The organism is Pseudomonas sp. UBA7530 (assembly GCF_002479365.1).
Lineage (GTDB): Bacteria > Pseudomonadota > Gammaproteobacteria > Pseudomonadales > Pseudomonadaceae > Aquipseudomonas.
In genome coordinates this window covers 552,775-568,756 of record NZ_DLMS01000011.1, presented here as the reverse complement: position 1 = coordinate 568,756, position 15,982 = coordinate 552,775, and the positions used below count along the sequence as shown (strand labels likewise).

Below are 15,982 nucleotides of genomic sequence, written 5' to 3'. Positions count from 1 at the left end.
TGCGCACGGCGCACTCTACCGGCTGACATTGAGCGTGCGTTGATCGGGAGTACCGTAGGGCGGGTGAAACCGGCCTCACCCGCCCTAGCGCTGCAGCGCGAAATCCAGCACCTGCAGGCTGCTGACGAAGGCGTTGCCGGCGTGATCCTCGCCAGGCGTCAGCAGCAATTGCGCGTTCATGCCCAGCGCGCCGAGGCGCTGCTGAAATTCCCGAGTGTTATCGACCATGCGCCGCTCGGCCAGGTGTTTTTGTCGCGCATCCAGCAGCGGCGCATCGGCCGCTGGCTGCTCGGCCGCACCGACGCTGAGCATCAGGCGAACGTTCGGACGCGGCTCCTGACTGGCGAAGGTCTCCAGCAGATCGAAGGCGTAGCGCCGGTGCCACCACAACGACGGGCTGGCAGCAACGTAGCGCTGGAACGCCTGTGGCCGTGACAGCAAGGTGTAGAGCGTGAATAGGCCGCCGTAGGAGTGGCCGAACAGGGTCTGGCGTCGTGTATCGACCTTGTAGCGTGACGCCACCAGGGGTTTGACCTCATCCTCGATAAAATCCAGAAACCGTTCGGCGCCGCCCTCGCGGGTATGGCTATCGCCGAGGTTCGGCGCTGGCGGCGTGTAGTCCTCGGCCCGCGCCGGAATGTCGAAAGGCGCATCCCCCGGATAGCCGATGCCAACCACCAGCACCGCCTCGCGCCCGTCACGCGCGGCATGCGGCGTATACATCAGCGCCTGCTGCGCCAGCAGCGGAAAGAACAGTTCGGCATCGAGCACATAGACCACCGGGTAGCCCTGCGCCGGCGCCTCACCTTGCGGTTTCGACAGATACAGTCGATAGCTGCGCCCGGTGTGCCGCGACTGCAGGTCACGCATCTCGGCCTGCACCAGCGTCGCCGGCTGCCAGCTTTCGGCCGCCACGCCGAGCGACGCGCACAGCGCCAGGACGAACAGGGCAACGCTAGCTCTCATCGCTGGCCTCTTCGCTCCAGATGATCGCCAGGCCCTCCTTGCGGGCGAAACGCACTAGATGATCGTCGAGGACGAAACGGATGCGCGCGGCAGCCTCGGCATCGTCGGCCTGACAGTCGAAATGCAGCGCATCGGCTTCGGCGTGCATCAGACAGCGGCCAAAGGGAAATTGCGCATCGGCGCTGCGCTCGTCGAACTCCACGGCGATCTTGTGGCGAAAGTGCTTGCACAGCTTGGTCATGTACAGCGAGGCCGAAGCGGTGGTCGCGGTACCTTGGAATCGAATCATGCAGTAAGGCTCATCAGGTGGTGGCGGGTGGGCCCGCTTTTGTCGTGGTTGTCGCAAGGGCGAGGGAGTGGCTTGAACCACTCCCTCGTCCGCTCAGAAGCTGGTGCTGATGCTGGCGTAAAAGGTGCGCCCCGGTTCGTTGTAGGTGTAGGCGCCGGCCTCGCGGCTATTGCCCTCGCGGTACAGGCGCTTGTCGAACAGGTTGCTGATGCCGGCGCCGACGCTCCAATTCTTGTCGATGGCATAGTTGCCGCCGATGCCGACCAGGGCGTAGGGCGAGATTTCGCGGCGCGCGTCGCCCGTCAGCACGTTGCCCTGATAGTCGTACTTGCCCGGCGTCTGCCGGCCATACCAGGTCACTGTGGTCTGTAACGACAGCGGGTCGCTGACCTGCCAGTCCAGCGTCGAGTTGACGGTGAACTCGGGGATGATCGACAGCGGCTCGCCGGTCTCCTTGCTCTTCGATTGCAGCATCCAGGTGAAGTTGGTGTTCCAGCTCAGGCTGCTTGCTAGCGGCATCTTCAGGTTGCCCTCGAAACCCTCGACCACCGCACGCGGAATGTTGCTCCACTGGAACACGTTGGCCACTCGGGTAGCGCTGCCCTGCGTGAAGTCCACCGTACCGACCGGAACGCGGCCGGCCTCGACCTTGTCGCGGTAATCGTTGCGGAACCAGGTCAGGCTGGCCTGATATTCACCAGACTCGAACTCCAGGCCAAGCTCCTTGTTGACGCTGGTTTCCGCCTCAAGATTCTCGTTGCCCACCAGGAAGCAGCCCGGGCCTCCGGCGACGAAATCCCAGCAACCGATGCCGTTACTGTAGAGCGCATAGGACGGGTTGCTCTGATACAGATTGGGTACCTTGTAGGCGCGGGCGATACCGGACTTGAGGGTGAAGTTATCGTCCAGGCGATGCGACAGGTTGAGCGATGGGCTCCAGTTGCTGCCGCTGATGCTGTTGTGGTCGTAGCGCAGCCCTGGCGTAAGCATGGTGCCCGGGCGCAGTTCGATATTGTCCTCGACGAACAGCGATGCGGTGCGCATGGCGATGTTGCCGGCGAAACGAGTCGGATAGCCGATGCTCTGGATCGCAGCGAGATCGGACACGCCATCCTCCATGCGTTGCTCGTTCCACTCGGCGCCGAGGGTCAACACCTGCTCGAACAGGGCTGTCAGCGGCAGGCTGACTTCGCTGTGCGCGGTCAGGCTTTGCAGCTCGATGGTGCCGAACTCGTTGCCATTGATAGCACCTTCAGGACCGCCGGCCAGGCCTTCCTTGAGGCGGTTGTTGCGCGTGCGCTCGTATTGCAGGTAGTTCAGCGTGCTGCCGAAGTCCCAGTCGCCGTGATGGGTGATGGCGTAGGTGTTGCGCAGCATGCGATTGGTTTCACGGCCGATCCAATCGGCGCGCGCGCTGTTGATCCCCGCGTTGCTGCTCAGGTTGTTCATGCTGTCGCCGGTGTAGATGTTGCCCTGGCGACTGAAGCCGGCCTGCAGGTCGAGGGTCTGCGATTCGTCCAGGCGCCAGCTCAGAGTGCCGTCGACATCGCGGTTGCGCACACCTTCGCGGCCCGCCAGCGCGGCGTTGCTGGTGCTGACGGCGCGGCCTTCGTTGATGTCCGCGTCGTCCGAGTCGGTCTTGTTCAGGTTGCCGTAGACGCGATAGGAAATGTTCTCCGCCAGCGGGCCGCTGAGACCGAAGTTGAAACGCCGGGTGGCGCCTTCCTCGCTGTGCTGCGGCATGTTGGCGTACAGGCTGAGGTTGCCGTGATGCTCCAGGCCGGCCTGCCTGGTGATGATGTTGACCACGCCACCGGCAGCGCCGCTGCCATAGCGCGCAGCGGCCGGGCCGCGCAGCACTTCGATACGCTCGATCTGCTCGGCCGGCACCCAGTTGGTATCGCCGCGGGTGTCGCGGTCACCGCGCCAGCCATAGCGCACGGCATTGCGTGAACTCACCGGCTTGCCATCGATCAGGATCAGGGTGTTCTCCGGGCCCATGCCACGGATATCGATCTGGCGGTTGTTGCCACGCGCGCCTGAACCGCTGTTGCCGGTCAGGTTGACGCCCGGCTGCTTGCGGATGATCTCGGCGATATCGTTCGCCGGCGGCGCTTTCTGGATGTCCTCGGCGGTGATCACCGATACGCCGAGCGCCTGCTTGAGCTCCTCCTGCGCGGTGCCAAGCACCTCGGTGGCCTGCAGTTGCAACGGCTCCTCGGCAGCCGCTGCCAATGCCGGCACAACCAGCAGCATGGCGATGGCCAAGGGTTTGAGTGAATGATGACGCGTTTGCAGGTACATGCCCCCTCCCCGATGTGCACGGCATGATGCGCCGGCACAACATTCAATGCGAATGATTTGCATCAATAAATAGCGAGGCGTAGTCTGCCACCCTGTTTGTAACAAGAGGTTTGTGCGCGGGGATTTGTTCTTTGCGCCAGAGGCATGCAGAGGTGTCATCGATGACCAGCCACGCCCCCATCGTCCGCGCCGCAGAACTGGCCAACCTGGCCGATGAACACATTCGCCTGGTGGACGGCGAGCGCACGCGTGACCGCCTGTTCCAAGGTCACCTGAGCTGGCGCAGGCTGCGCAGCGGCCTGTCGCTGCATTGCTCGGATTGCCAGGAACTGCAGGACTTCGCCACCCAGACCGAGGCGCGCCCGCACCTGAATTTCATCCTCTTCCTGCAGGGGCGCAGCGAGGTCAGCTACGACGGTCGGCCCTTCACCTTCGGTGGATCCGGCGCTGCTGGCGAGGGAGTGACCATCGCGCTCAACGAGCCGATGCTCTTCGCCCGTCGCGCACGCCGCGGCCAGCGCATTCGCAAGGTTTCGGTGAGCCTGGCGCCGGAGTGGTTCGAATCGAGCGGCTTCGATGGCCAGGCGCAGCTGAAGGCTTTGCTGCAGGGCAATTACCGGCCACTCAATGTACTGCGCTGGCAACCGTCGCCACGCCTGCTGACGATGGCCGAACAGGTACTGCATCCCGGCTGCGGCAATCGCCTGCTGGAAAATCTTTACCTGGAAAGCCGTGCTCTGGAGATCGCCGGCGAAGCGCTGAGCCTGATGACCCGGCAGCCGACTCAGGCAGTGCCGAATCTGCGCCCGCACGAGCACCAGCGCATCCGCCGCACCCTGGAACTGCTGCACAGCGGCGAGGCCGATGGCTGGTCACTGGAAGATATCGCCCACGAGGTCGGCTGCTGCGCCAGCACCCTGCAGCGTCAGTTCCAGGCGGCCAAGGGCACCTCGCTGTTCGAGTATCAGCGCCAGCGCAAGCTGCAACAGGCACGCGAGGCGCTGGAGCGTCAGGGCGTGAGTGTCGGCCAGGCCGCCTGGATCGCCGGCTACAGCAGCGCCGCCAACTTCTCCACGGCGTTCAAGCGTGCGTTCGGCATCAGCCCGAAGCAGGTGCGGGCAAGGTTGTAGGGATAGCGTAGCCCGGATGCAATCCGGGAAAAGGCGGAAGGCAAGGCTCTGGTCTTGCTCCTCTCCCATTCACGGGAGAGGGCTGAGAACACCGCAAAGCTGTCAGTTACCCCTGTGCCTGGAGAGGTAAGGGGCTGCGGCCGCACATCGGTGTAGGGGGCAGCGCACCTACGAAACATGCGGCCGGGCTGCTTTCTCCCCTCTCCCGCTTGCGGGAGAGGGGCCGGGGGAGAGGGCTAGCGATCAAGCCCTCAACGGCGCAGGAGCAGTTATCCAAACTATCGCCCGCGGCCTTCCCAGCCCTCTCCCGGCCTTCGGGCACCCGCTCCGCGCCCCGGCCCGATCGCCAGTGATCAGGCGTTCATCGGCGCAGGAAGCAGTGTCTTCAAAAGCTTCAACACGCGGCCTCAACCCTCTCCCGGCCTTCGGCCACCCTCTCCCGCAAGCGGGAGAGGGTCATCAGAAGGCCGCAAGCGGCCGCTTTTAGCGAGCGACCACGACCGGGGCGGTGAGCTTTTCCAGCAAGCCGGACTGCGCGCTGCGCGGGTTCTGGTTGCCGGTGGGCTGCTGACGCAGGTAGCGGCCGTCCGGCTGCAGCACCCAGGCCTGGGTGTTGTCGGTCAGGTAGCTTTCCAGCTCCTTCTTCACCCGGGTGATGAGCTTCTTGCCCTCCACCGGGAAGCAGGTCTCCACGCGCTTGTCGAGGTTGCGCTCCATCCAGTCGGCGCTGGACAGGTAGATTTTCTCGTCACCGCCATTGAGGAAGTAGAACACCCGTGTGTGCTCGAGGAAACGGCCGATGATCGAACGCACCTGGATATTGTGCGATACCCCGGCGATGCCCGGACGCAGGCAGCACATACCGCGCACCACGAGGTCGATCTTCACCCCGGTCTGGCTGGCCTTGTACAGCGCGCGGATCACCTTGGCGTCTGTCAGCGAGTTGAACTTGGCGATGATCTGCGCCGGCTTGCCTTCGGCCGCCGCGGCGGTTTCCTTGGCGATCAGGTCGAGCAGAGTCTTCTTCAGGGTAAAGGGCGCATGCAGCAGCTTCTTCATGCGTAGGGTCTTACCCATGCCAATCAGTTGGCTGAACAGCTTGGCCACATCTTCGCCGAGGGCGACGTCGGCGGTGAGCAGGCTGTAGTCGGTGTACAACCTGGCGTTGCCGGCGTGGTAGTTGCCGGTGCCGAGGTGGGCGTAGCGGACGATCTCGCCGTTCTCGCGACGCAGGATCAGCATCATCTTGGCGTGAGTCTTGAAGCCGACCACGCCATAAATCACCACCGCACCGGCGGCCTGCAGACGGCTGGCCAGTTGCAGGTTGGACTCTTCGTCGAAGCGCGCGCGCAGTTCGATCACCGCGGTGACTTCCTTGCCGTTACGCGCGGCCTCCACCAGCGCGTCGACGATCTCCGAGTTGGCCCCGGAGCGATACAGGGTCTGCTTGATCGCCAGCACGTGCGGGTCTTTCGCCGCTTGGCGCAACAGGTCGACCACCGGGGTGAAGGACTCGAAGGGGTGCAGCAGGAGGATGTCCTGCTTGCTGACCACGTTGAAGATGTTCTCCGCGTTCTGCAGCAGTTTGGGGATCACCGGGGTGAACGGCGCGTACTGCAGGTCCGGGTGGTTATCCAGGCCGGTGATGCTGAACAGGCGGGTCAGGTTGACCGGGCCATTGACCTGGTACAGCTCGCTCTCGGTCAGGCCGAACTGCTTGAGCAGGTAGTCGCGCAGGTGTTTCGGGCAGGTGTCGACCACTTCCAGGCGCACCGCATCGCCGTAGCGACGGCTGAACAGCTCACCGCGCAGGGCACGCGCCAGGTCCTCGACGTCCTCGGTGTCCACCGACAGGTCGGCGTTACGGGTCAGGCGGAACTGGTAGCAGCCCTTGACCTTCATGCCCTGGAACAGGTCATCGGCGTGGGCGTGGATCATCGACGAGAGGAACACGTAGTTGTCGCCGGGGCCGCCGACGTCCTCGGGCACGCGGATGATGCGCGGCAGCAGGCGCGGCGCCGGGATGATGGCGAGACCGGAATCGCGGCCGAAGGCATCGATGCCCTCGAGCTCGACGATGAAGTTCAGGCTCTTGTTCACCAGCAGCGGGAAGGGGTGCGTCGGGTCGAGACCGATGGGGGTGATGATCGGTGCGATCTCGTCGCGGAAATAGCGGCGCACCCAGGTCTTGAGCTTGGTGGTCCAGAACCGCCGGCGGATGAAGTTGATGTTGTGCTTGGCCAACGCCGGGAACAGGGTGTCGTTGAGGATGGCGTACTGGCGCTCAACCTGCTCGTGCACCAGCTCACTGATGCGCGCCAGCGCCTGGTGCGGCTGCAGGCCGTCGGCGCCAGCCTGTTCGCGGGCAAAATTGATCTGCTTCTTCAGGCCGGCGACACGGATCTCGAAGAACTCGTCGAGGTTGCTGGAGAAGATCAGCAGGAACTTCAAACGTTCGAGCAGCGGATAGGACTCGTCCAGCGCCTGCTCCAGCACCCGGATATTGAACTGCAACTGCGACAGTTCACGGTGGATGTACAGGCTGCTGTCATCCAGGCTGGGAATCGGGGCCGGCGGCGGGGTTTCCACCACTGGCGTCTCGGCGACCACCTCGGCCTGAGGCGGGTTGTTGTCGAGCACTTCGCTGTTGAGTCCTTCGCTGTTCATCGCTGGGTTCCTGAGGGCGTCATCGCCCTTGTTTTAGCAGTTCTGCTGCCCGTACGGCGAAATAGGTGAGGATGCCATCGGCACCGGCACGTTTGAAGGCGGTGAGCGACTCCAGTATGACCGCCTCGCTGAGCCAGCCGTTCTGGATCGCGGCCATGTGCATGGCGTACTCGCCACTGACCTGATAAACGAAGGTCGGCACCTTGTAGGCATCTTTCACTCGCCAGAGGATGTCCAGGTAAGGCATGCCCGGTTTGACCATGACCATGTCGGCGCCTTCGGCCAGGTCAGCGGCTACTTCGTGCAGGGCCTCGTTGCCGTTGGCCGGGTCCATCTGGTAGCCGAGCTTGTTGCCCTTGCCAAGGTTGGCGGCCGAACCCACCGCGTCGCGGAACGGGCCGTAGTAGGCGCTGGCGTACTTGGCCGAGTAGGCCATGATGCGCACATTGACGTGATCGGCCAGCTCCAGCGCCTCGCGGATCGCCTGCACACGGCCATCCATCATGTCCGACGGCGCCACCACCTGGGCACCAGCCTCGGCATGCGACAGCGCCTGCTTGACCAGCGCATCGACGGTGATGTCGTTCTGCACATAACCGGAGTCGTCGAGAATGCCGTCCTGGCCGTGGGTGGTGAACGGGTCGAGAGCGACGTCACTGATCACACCGAGCTCGGGGAATTTTTCACGCAGGGCGCGGATCGCGCGCTGGGCGATACCGTCCGGGTTCCAGGCTTCCGCCCCATCCAGGGACTTCTTCTCCAGCGGGGTAACCGGGAACAGCGCCAGCGCCGGAATGCCCAGCGCCACCCAATGTTCGGCTTCCTTCAGCAGCAGGTCGATGGACAGGCGTTCGACGCCCGGCATCGATGGCACGGCTTCACGGCGGTTTTCGCCGTCGAGGACGAACACCGGCAGAATCAGATCATCGACGCTCAGGCGATTCTCGCGCACCAGGCGACGGGAGAAATCGTCGCGGCGATTGCGACGCAGGCGGGTGGCGGGGAACAGACGATTGGCGGGGGTAACGCTCACGGCAGACTCCAGAGCCCGCACGAGCGGGCCAGTGTGACGGTTATAAGCGACCATTATGACCAAATGATGACGGCCAAATGACCGCGTGCGACGGCGAGTCGCACAGCCAGTCGCGCATTGTGGCATGACGCGCCACCTTCCGGCCTCCTCGTGGTCAGAGTAGTCTTCAGCACCTGCATCGATGAGCTCACGGCATGCTCCAAGACCTGATCCGCCAGTTTGGCTACCCGGCACTGGTACTCGGCACCTTCCTCGAAGGTGAGGTATCCCTGCTGCTGGCCGCCTACATGGCCGTGCGCAACGTGCTGGAGATCGAATGGGTGGCGCTGTGCGCCTTCCTCGGCACCTTCGCCAGCGATCAGCTGTGGTACTACCTTGGCCGCCGTCACGGCCGCGCGCTGCTAGAACGCAAACCGCGCTGGCAACCGCTGGGCGAACGTGCCAGCGCGCTTATCAAGCGTTACCCGGATCTGTGGGTGCTGTGCTTTCGCTTTCTCTACGGCCTGCGCACGGTGATGCCGCTCACCATCGGCCTGTCCGGCTATTCCTGGCGCCGCTACCTGCTGCTCGACGCCATCGGCGCCGGTGTCTGGGCCGGCGGCATCAGCCTGCTGGCCTACAGCCTGGGCAATGCCATGGGCGGCCTGCTTGAGGCACTGCGCAACTACCAGGTCATCCTGCTCGCGGCCGTGGTGCTGCTGCTTTCCCTCGCCTGGCTATACCGGTGGCGTCAGCGCCGGCGCGGCTGAGCCGCGCGCCAGCCAGATACCCATCAGCGCGTAGGGCGTACCGGGCGGCGATCCGCTCGCCGCAGGCAGTACGCCGCTGCAGCTTCACGACTCATGTGGATATCAGGTCATGCGCCAATGTGCGGACTGTTCGCTTCGCTACGAGCGGCCGGCGTTCCGGTCCGCCCTACGCGCGGCACCAGCCACAATCCAAGCATGCTGACTAGGCTGTAGCCGATCAGCCAGGCCCAGGCGGTGGCATCCAACGTCAGCATGCCGAGTTCGCCGGCCAGCCAGAATGCCGGCAGGTTGATCGCCAGACGCAGGCACTCCAGACGCCAGGCATGGCTGCGGTTCTCCAGCCACATGCCGATGCTGTACAGGCCCAGGGCCATCCACAGACAGGCCAGCAGCACGGCGCCGGTGGCCAGCGCATCGCCCTGCGCCAGCAGCCACACGACGGCCAGCAGGTAGCAGACGAACTGCAGCAGCGCGTAGACCTGCGCGCCGCGCCCCAGCGGTACCTCGAACTTGCGGAAATGGCTCAGGTCCGCCTTGGCCTGCGGGTAACGCGCCGCGACGTCGGCCGGGCGCCAACCGGTAGGCATGAACCAGATGCGCAGCTTGTCCCACCAGGAACTGGCGCGCCTGGCATCACTCCATAGCCCGGCGTAGACCTGCAGGTTGGCCCACAGCGGGTTCCAGCTGGCCAGCGGCACGGTCACGCCGAAGACCACCGGTTCTTCGTCGAGCTCCTCCTGGAAGGTGCCAAAAATTCGATCCCAGACAATGAACACACCGCCGTAATTGCGATCCATGTAGATAGGATTCTGTGCATGATGCACGCGGTGGTTGGACGGGGTGATGAACAGCCACTCGAACCAGCCCAGTTTGGGGATATGCCGGGTATGCACCCAGAACTGATACAGCAGGTTCAGGGCGGCAACGCTGAGGAAGACCAGCGGCGGTACACCGACCACGGCCATCGGCAGATAGAAGATCCAGCCGAAGATGAAACCGGTGCTGGTTTGCCGTAACGCGGTGGAGAGGTTGTAGTCCTCGCTCTGGTGGTGCACCGCATGGGCGGCCCAGAGCACATTGCGCTCATGGCCCAGGCGGTGGTTCCAGTAGTAGCAGAAATCGTAGAAGACGAAGGCGAAGAGCCATACCCAGAGACTGCTTTCGGACAACTCGAACAGCGCCAGCTGCTCCCAGGCGAAGGCGTAGGTCAGCAGGACGACCACCTTGGTGAGAATCCCGGTGGCCTGGGACAGTACGCCGGCACTGACGCTGTTAAGGGCATCGGCCAGGCGATAGGTGCGCATGCCGCGCCAGCGGTCAGCGAGCAATTCCAGGCCGATCAGCAGGAAGAAGAAGGGCATTGCGTAAAGAACGTAATTCATGACTGCACCATATCGTTGTACTTGTGTCGGGAATGAGCTGTTATTCATCCTATGCGCAGCTTCGTCAGGCTTCGCGGCGGCAAATGACAGTCCGAGTGGCATTTGGCGACAACCCCAGCATTGGTAATACCCGCGCCCGTTTCAAGGTCGCGTCTTTCCTCACCAGGAGTCGAGCATGAGCAAGAAAGTGGCAGTGATTCTGTCCGGCTGTGGCGTCTACGATGGCGCCGAGATCCATGAAAGCGTGATCACCCTGCTGCGCCTCGACCAGCGTGGTGCCGAAGTCCAGTGTTTCGCCCCTAACGTGCCGCAGCTGCACGTGGTCGATCACTACAGCGGCGACGAGATGAACGAGACGCGCAACGTGCTGGTGGAATCGGCGCGCATCGCCCGCGGCCAGATCAAGGACGTCAAGCTGCTGCACATGGCAGAGTTCGACGCGCTGATCCTGCCCGGCGGCTTCGGCGTAGCGAAGAACCTCTCCGACTTCGCCACCAGCGGCGCCGGCTGCACCGTGCAGCCTGACGTGCTGGCGGCTTGCAAGGCGTTCGTCGATGCCGGCAAGCCGGTCGGCCTGATGTGCATCGCCCCGGTACTGGCGGCGAAGATCTTCGGTGCCGGCGTGGTCTGCACCATCGGCAGCGATCATGACACCGCCGCCGCCCTGACCCAGATGGGCGCCGAGCACCATGAGTGCGAGGTCAGCGATATCATCGAAGACAGCCAGCGCAAGCTGGTGACTACACCGGCCTATATGCTCGCCCAATCCATCGCCGAGGCAGCGTCGGGCATCAACAAACTGGTCGACCGTGTGTTGGAGCTGGCGCACCACTGACTTACGCTATGTAGGGGCTTTGTAGGGTGGGCGGGAAGCGTTCCGCTTAAGCTTCAGTATCGATCCGCGTGGGCTGAAGCGGAGCGCCGCCCGGCCCACCCTACAAAGTTCAGGGTTCCTGTCTGTAGGGTGGGCTTTAGCCCACCAATGGCGATCAATGTGGGATAAAGCGCAACGCCGCCCGCCCCACCCTACCAACCAGCACCACTACAGGGCGCTTCGGTCATTGGCCAGGGCAGTCTGGCCGCGCCGCTGGTCAAACCGCTTGGGCTGCGGCAGCGTGGCGACAGGATTTCCCGGAGCCCCTGCCATGTCCCAGCCCTTCGTCCTCAGCCCCGACCTGCAACAGGCGGTGGCCAGTTTCTTCCAGCGCATTCCCTTCAATCAGGTGCTCGGCATCGAGCTCGATGAGCTGAGCTCCGAGCGGGTGACCATGCACCTGCCGATGAAGCCCGAACTGATCGGCAACTTCGTCCACGGCATCCTGCACGGCGGGGTGATTTCCTCGCTGCTCGACGTCTGCGGCGGCGCCATGGCGCTGATCGGCGCCTTCGCCAACCACCAGCACCTGCCGCCAGCCGAACGCATGAGCAAGCTGTCCAAGCTCGGCACCATCGACCTGCGCATCGACTACCTGCGTCCAGGCCGCGGCCAGCGCTTCACCGCCACGGCCATGCCGCTGCGCGCCGGCAACAAGGTGGCGGTGATCCGCATGGAGCTGCATAACGATGAAGACGTGCTGGTGGCCGTGGGCACCGGCACCTATCTGTGCGGGTAGTGGCAACGCACATTGTGGGAGGGGCTTCAGCCGCGACTGGCGCCACCTTGATCGCCGCTAAAGCGCCTCCCACATAAGCGGTGCGTAGCCTGGCTAGCGACTCAAACGCGTAAGGATGCGGTCCAGCGCATTGGCGAAGGCCTGGCGATCCTTCTCCGAATAGGGCGCCTGACCGCCGCCGACCTGGCCCTGCTCGCGCAGGTCGGTGAACAGGTTGCGTACCGCCAGGCGCTCGCCCATGTTGCGCTCGTCGAACTCGCGGCCACGCGGGTCGAGCGCGGCAACACCCTTCTTCACCAGACGGTCGGCCAGCGGCACGTCACTGCAGATCACCAGTTCACCGGGCACGGCATGCTCGACCAGATGATCGTCCGCCGCATCCGGCCCGCTGGGCACCACGATCAGTTTCACGCAGGCGAAATTCGGCCGGGCCACGGCCTGTCCAGCCACCAGCACCACCCCGAAACCCCGCTTGAGGGCGAACTTGACCACCTGATCCCGCGCCGCCCGAGGGCAGGCATCGGCGTCGATCCATACGCGCATGCAGCAACTTCCGCAGAGAAACCAGCGCGCAGTATGCCAGCAGGCGGACGCCTCAGGACTTATAGAACGGCTCGCAGCGCTCGCGTACGGCACGCGACAGGTTGTCGTCGGCCAGCTCGATCAGGTCCAGCTCCACCTCGTCCGGCAGCAGCTCGGCGACCAACGCAGCCAAACGCCGCTGACCTTGCAGGTCGGCACCGGAAACCGCCAGCAGCAACCTTGGCTGCGGGCCAATGGCCGGATCACGCAACGCAGCGAGAAAAGCTTCGCGCACGGCCAGTTGAGCGCAGGCTGCCGACAGCGCCTGCTCTAGAGAGGGATGACGCAGAGCAGCCAACGCCAGATCAGGGCTGTCGGCGTAATGAGTGGAATGGATCGAGGAAGACATGCGTGCACTCGGCAAAGAAATTGGAACCAGCCTAGGTGCACTGAGACTCGCTGTCGTGGCAGCGGTTCACGCTATGAGGCAACGAGGGCGGTGAAACCGCCCTCGAATCACTCTTTCAGCCCTGTTCGGCCAGACGCCGACGCTCGCCCAACAGGCTGCGCCCATACAGCAGCGCGATGCCGGCCAGTGCCAGGCCCTGAGCGGACAGGCTCCAGGCGTCGGCGTGGATGCCCAGCCAGTCGAACTCGAAGAACGCCACCGGGCGCGTACCGAGCACGCCGGCTTCCTGCAGCGCCGCCACGCCATGGCCGGCGAAGACCACGGACAGCACGCACAGCAACACCGCATTGATGCCGAAGAAGGTGGCCAGCGGCAGCTTGCGCGAGCCGCGCAGGATCACCCAGGCCAGGCCGATCAGCAGTACCAGCGCGGCGGCAGCGCCGGCCAGCACCGCGCCGTGACCGGCAGGGCCGGCCTGCAGCCAGAGGGTTTCGTAGAACAGGATGACTTCGAACAGCTCGCGATAAACCGAGAAGAACGCCAGCACGGCAAAGCCGAATCGGCCACCGCCGCCGACCAGGCTGCTCTTGATGTAGTCCTGCCAGGCCGCAGCATGGCGGCGGTCGTGCATCCACACGCCGACCCACAATAGCACCACGCTCGCGAACAGCGCGGTGATCCCTTCGAGCAGTTCGCGCTGGGCGCCGCTGACGTCGATCACGTACGCTGCCACCGCCCAGGTGCCGACCCCGGCGAGCAGCGCCAGTCCCCAGCCGATGTGCACGCTGCGCACCGCCTGCTGCTGCCCGGTGTTACGCAGGAAGGCGAGAATCGCCGCCAGCACCAGGATGGCTTCCAGGCCCTCCCGCAGCAGAATCAGCAGGCTGGCGAAGAAACTCAGGCTACCGTCCATGGCACCATCGGCGAGCAGCGCGGCGGACTTGTCCAGCTCGACCTTGGCTAGCTCCAGCGCCTGAGCCGCCTGCGCGACGCCGGCGCTATCCTGCAGCGCCTGGCGGTAGGCCATCAGGGCTCGCTCGGTGGTCTTGCGCTGCACCGCATCGAGGTTGTCGAGGGCGCTTTCGACCAACTCGAAACCTTCCAGGTAGGCGCCGACGGAAAGGTCGTAGGCCTGCTCGCGGTCACCATCGCGGTAGGCCTGCAGGCTGCGCTCTAGGGTTTCGCGGGTGTAGCCGATCAACTGTTGCGGGCCACGCTGCTCCAGCACCGGATGCGCGCGCTGGGCGCGGAACGCGGCGACATCGCCACCAGCAGCGGCGATTTCGGCAGGCGTGCGGCCGGCCAGCTCGCTCATGGCGAAACGTGCCTTGCCCTGCGCCGGCACAGCGGTGAAGCCGGCGATATAGACAGCCAGATCCCAGCGCTGACGGTCGTCAAGCTGGTCAGCGAAGGCCGGCATATCGGTGCCCTCGATGCCCAGGCCGAGGGTGTTGTAGAGATCGTAAAGGCTCAGCCGGTCCAGGCGCGCGGCGTCGCGCAGATTGGCCGGTGGCGGCTCCAGACCGATGCCGGCCGGCCCGTCGCCCAGGCCGCTATCGCCATGGCAAACCGAGCAGTGCTGGGCGTAGAGCGGCGCACCACGCTCCGGGTCCGGCGTCAGTACCGGCGCCAGTGACACCTGATAAAGATCGGCCAGGCGTGCGCCGAGTTGGCGTGCCGAGCTGGAAACCTCTTTGCCAGGCCTGCGCTGGGTAACGGCCTGGCGCAGATCGGCCACGCCCTGCTCCAGCTCGGCACGTCCGGCCTGAGCCGGCAGGGCGACGATCAAGCCCTGCAGCACATCGAGAAACTCCAGTTGCTCCTGGTATTCGCCAGCATCGACGACCTGACCGCCCGCGACGGTGGCAGGGTAATCAGCGCCGATATAACCGATCAGGTGCAGCGCCTGGGCGGCACCATCCAAAGGCTCGCCGACGGCGAGAAAGCTGAGGCAGGCCAGCAGTGGCAGCATCAGCCAGGAAAGGGGGGAACGGAAGCGGATCATTAATGCATCCCAAACGAGAATGGGTGGCATTAAATTGTTGCCGGACGAGCCCGCACAGACAAGAAAAATATGAAATATTTGGTAACAAACTGACTAAACCACCTTCGCTCAGGCCAGGCCATCGCCTTGGTAGGAGCGAATTTATTCGCGATCGGGCCCGGCTCCATGCCCGGCTCGGATCGCGAATAAAGCGGAACGCCGCCCGTTCTCGCCTACAGGATTGAGCGCGAGGTGTCAGACGGCGGCGCGCTTGACCGTGGCCAGCAGGCCAGCGGCGGCGGCGAACAGCGCAGCGAAACTGCGATTCATCACCCGCTGCTGGCGCGGCGTGCGCAGCAGGCGCAGTACGCGTGAGGCGAGGCCGGTGTAGCCGGCCATGACGATCAGATCCACGGCGATCATGGTCACGCCCATCACCAGGTACTGCCCCAGCAGCGGCGCATGCGGGTTGATGAACTGCGGCAGCACCGCGAGCATGAAGACGATCGCCTTGGGGTTGCTGAAATTGACCAGGAAACCACGCAGCACCAGGGTCAGTGGCCGACCAATGGGACGCTCGGCCGCGCCGGTATCCAGATCGCTGGGCAGAGCGACCCACTGCTTGTAGGCGAGAAACATCAGGTAGGCCACGCCGAACCACTTGATCAGGCTGAAGGCCAGTGCCGAGGTCGCGAGAATGGCGCCCACACCGGCGGCGACGATGGCGATCTGCAGCGCCAAACCGAGCTGCAAACCGAGCGCGTTCCAGTAACCGCGCCAGAAGCCGTACTGCATACCGGCAGACATCGACGCCACGGCACCGGCACCCGGCGACAGGCTGATTACCCAGCAGGCGACGAAGAAAGCGAGCCAGGTTTCCAATGCCATGATGCGTACCTCGAAAAGCGGAAATCAGGGAGAGAGCGCTACAGCC

Annotated in this window: 14 protein-coding genes; 4 read left to right on the top strand and 10 right to left on the bottom strand. The window is 64.4% G+C overall.

The window, feature by feature from the left end; genetic code table 11:
* Positions 1-84 precede the first annotated feature (84 nt).
* The 3 genes from B2U07_RS16580 to B2U07_RS16570 all read right to left on the bottom strand — a co-directional run bounded on the left by B2U07_RS16580 (position 85) and on the right by B2U07_RS16570 (position 3,559).
* Positions 85-966 carry an alpha/beta hydrolase gene (locus B2U07_RS16580; RefSeq protein WP_296271922.1) on the bottom strand — a complete coding sequence of 294 codons (882 nt, stop codon included), beginning with the start codon at positions 964-966 and terminating at the stop codon, positions 85-87.
* Complete coding sequence (locus tag B2U07_RS16575) at positions 956-1,255, bottom strand: DUF2218 domain-containing protein (protein WP_296271921.1); 300 nt, start codon at positions 1,253-1,255, stop codon at positions 956-958. The genes B2U07_RS16580 and B2U07_RS16575 overlap by 11 nt, the downstream gene beginning before the upstream one ends.
* Before the next feature lie 93 nt (positions 1,256-1,348).
* Positions 1,349-3,559: a TonB-dependent siderophore receptor gene (locus B2U07_RS16570; RefSeq protein WP_296271920.1), complete on the bottom strand. Its 2,211-nt coding sequence runs from the start codon at positions 3,557-3,559 to the stop codon at positions 1,349-1,351.
* A gap of 161 nt (positions 3,560-3,720) precedes the next feature.
* Here B2U07_RS16570 and B2U07_RS16565 point away from each other — a divergent pair, with 161 nt between their 5' ends.
* Positions 3,721-4,689 (top strand): helix-turn-helix transcriptional regulator, encoded by a 969-nt coding sequence (locus tag B2U07_RS16565; RefSeq protein WP_296271919.1) that lies wholly within the window; start codon positions 3,721-3,723, stop codon positions 4,687-4,689.
* A 483-nt stretch (positions 4,690-5,172) separates the two neighbouring features.
* On the opposite strand, the gene ppk1 is transcribed toward B2U07_RS16565, so the two are convergent.
* Both ppk1 and hemB read right to left on the bottom strand, forming a co-directional pair.
* The gene (gene ppk1, locus B2U07_RS16560) at positions 5,173-7,356 is read right to left on the bottom strand and encodes a polyphosphate kinase 1 (protein WP_197859029.1); all 2,184 of its coding nucleotides are present in this window, start codon (positions 7,354-7,356) and stop codon (positions 5,173-5,175) included.
* 19 nt (positions 7,357-7,375) lie between these two features.
* Positions 7,376-8,389, bottom strand: a complete 1,014-nt coding sequence (hemB, locus tag B2U07_RS16555) for a porphobilinogen synthase (RefSeq protein WP_055984533.1) — start codon at positions 8,387-8,389, stop codon at positions 7,376-7,378.
* Between the two features lie 194 nt (positions 8,390-8,583).
* On the opposite strand from hemB, the gene B2U07_RS16550 reads away from it, so the two are divergent.
* Positions 8,584-9,138: a DedA family protein gene (locus B2U07_RS16550; protein WP_169970949.1), complete on the top strand. Its 555-nt coding sequence runs from the start codon at positions 8,584-8,586 to the stop codon at positions 9,136-9,138.
* 107 nt (positions 9,139-9,245) lie between these two features.
* Here B2U07_RS16550 and B2U07_RS16545 read toward each other — a convergent pair whose 3' ends face one another.
* The gene (locus B2U07_RS16545; protein WP_279531527.1) at positions 9,246-10,520 is read right to left on the bottom strand and encodes a sterol desaturase family protein; all 1,275 of its coding nucleotides are present in this window, start codon (positions 10,518-10,520) and stop codon (positions 9,246-9,248) included.
* A 175-nt stretch (positions 10,521-10,695) separates the two neighbouring features.
* Here B2U07_RS16545 and elbB point away from each other — a divergent pair, with 175 nt between their 5' ends.
* Both elbB and B2U07_RS16535 read left to right on the top strand, forming a co-directional pair.
* Positions 10,696-11,355, top strand: a complete 660-nt coding sequence (gene elbB / locus B2U07_RS16540; protein ID WP_003458610.1) for an isoprenoid biosynthesis glyoxalase ElbB — start codon at positions 10,696-10,698, stop codon at positions 11,353-11,355.
* 310 nt (positions 11,356-11,665) lie between these two features.
* On the top strand, positions 11,666-12,133 hold the full coding sequence (locus B2U07_RS16535; RefSeq protein WP_296277377.1) for a thioesterase family protein: 468 nt from the start codon (positions 11,666-11,668) through the stop codon (positions 12,131-12,133).
* A gap of 93 nt (positions 12,134-12,226) precedes the next feature.
* Here the strand turns inward: B2U07_RS16535 and B2U07_RS16530 are convergent, their stop codons facing one another.
* The 4 genes from B2U07_RS16530 to B2U07_RS16515 form a co-directional block, all read right to left on the bottom strand.
* The gene (locus B2U07_RS16530) at positions 12,227-12,676 is read right to left on the bottom strand and encodes a YaiI/YqxD family protein (RefSeq protein ID WP_296271915.1); all 450 of its coding nucleotides are present in this window, start codon (positions 12,674-12,676) and stop codon (positions 12,227-12,229) included.
* 52 nt (positions 12,677-12,728) lie between these two features.
* Positions 12,729-13,064, bottom strand: coding sequence for an enhanced serine sensitivity protein SseB C-terminal domain-containing protein (locus B2U07_RS16525; RefSeq protein WP_197859024.1), 336 nt, complete (start codon positions 13,062-13,064; stop codon positions 12,729-12,731).
* 115 nt (positions 13,065-13,179) lie between these two features.
* The gene (locus tag B2U07_RS16520) at positions 13,180-15,069 is read right to left on the bottom strand and encodes a cytochrome c/FTR1 family iron permease (RefSeq protein ID WP_296277376.1); all 1,890 of its coding nucleotides are present in this window, start codon (positions 15,067-15,069) and stop codon (positions 13,180-13,182) included.
* A 234-nt stretch (positions 15,070-15,303) separates the two neighbouring features.
* On the bottom strand, positions 15,304-15,936 hold the full coding sequence (locus B2U07_RS16515) for a LysE family transporter (RefSeq protein WP_296277375.1): 633 nt from the start codon (positions 15,934-15,936) through the stop codon (positions 15,304-15,306).
* Between the last annotated feature and the right edge of the window lie 46 nt (positions 15,937-15,982).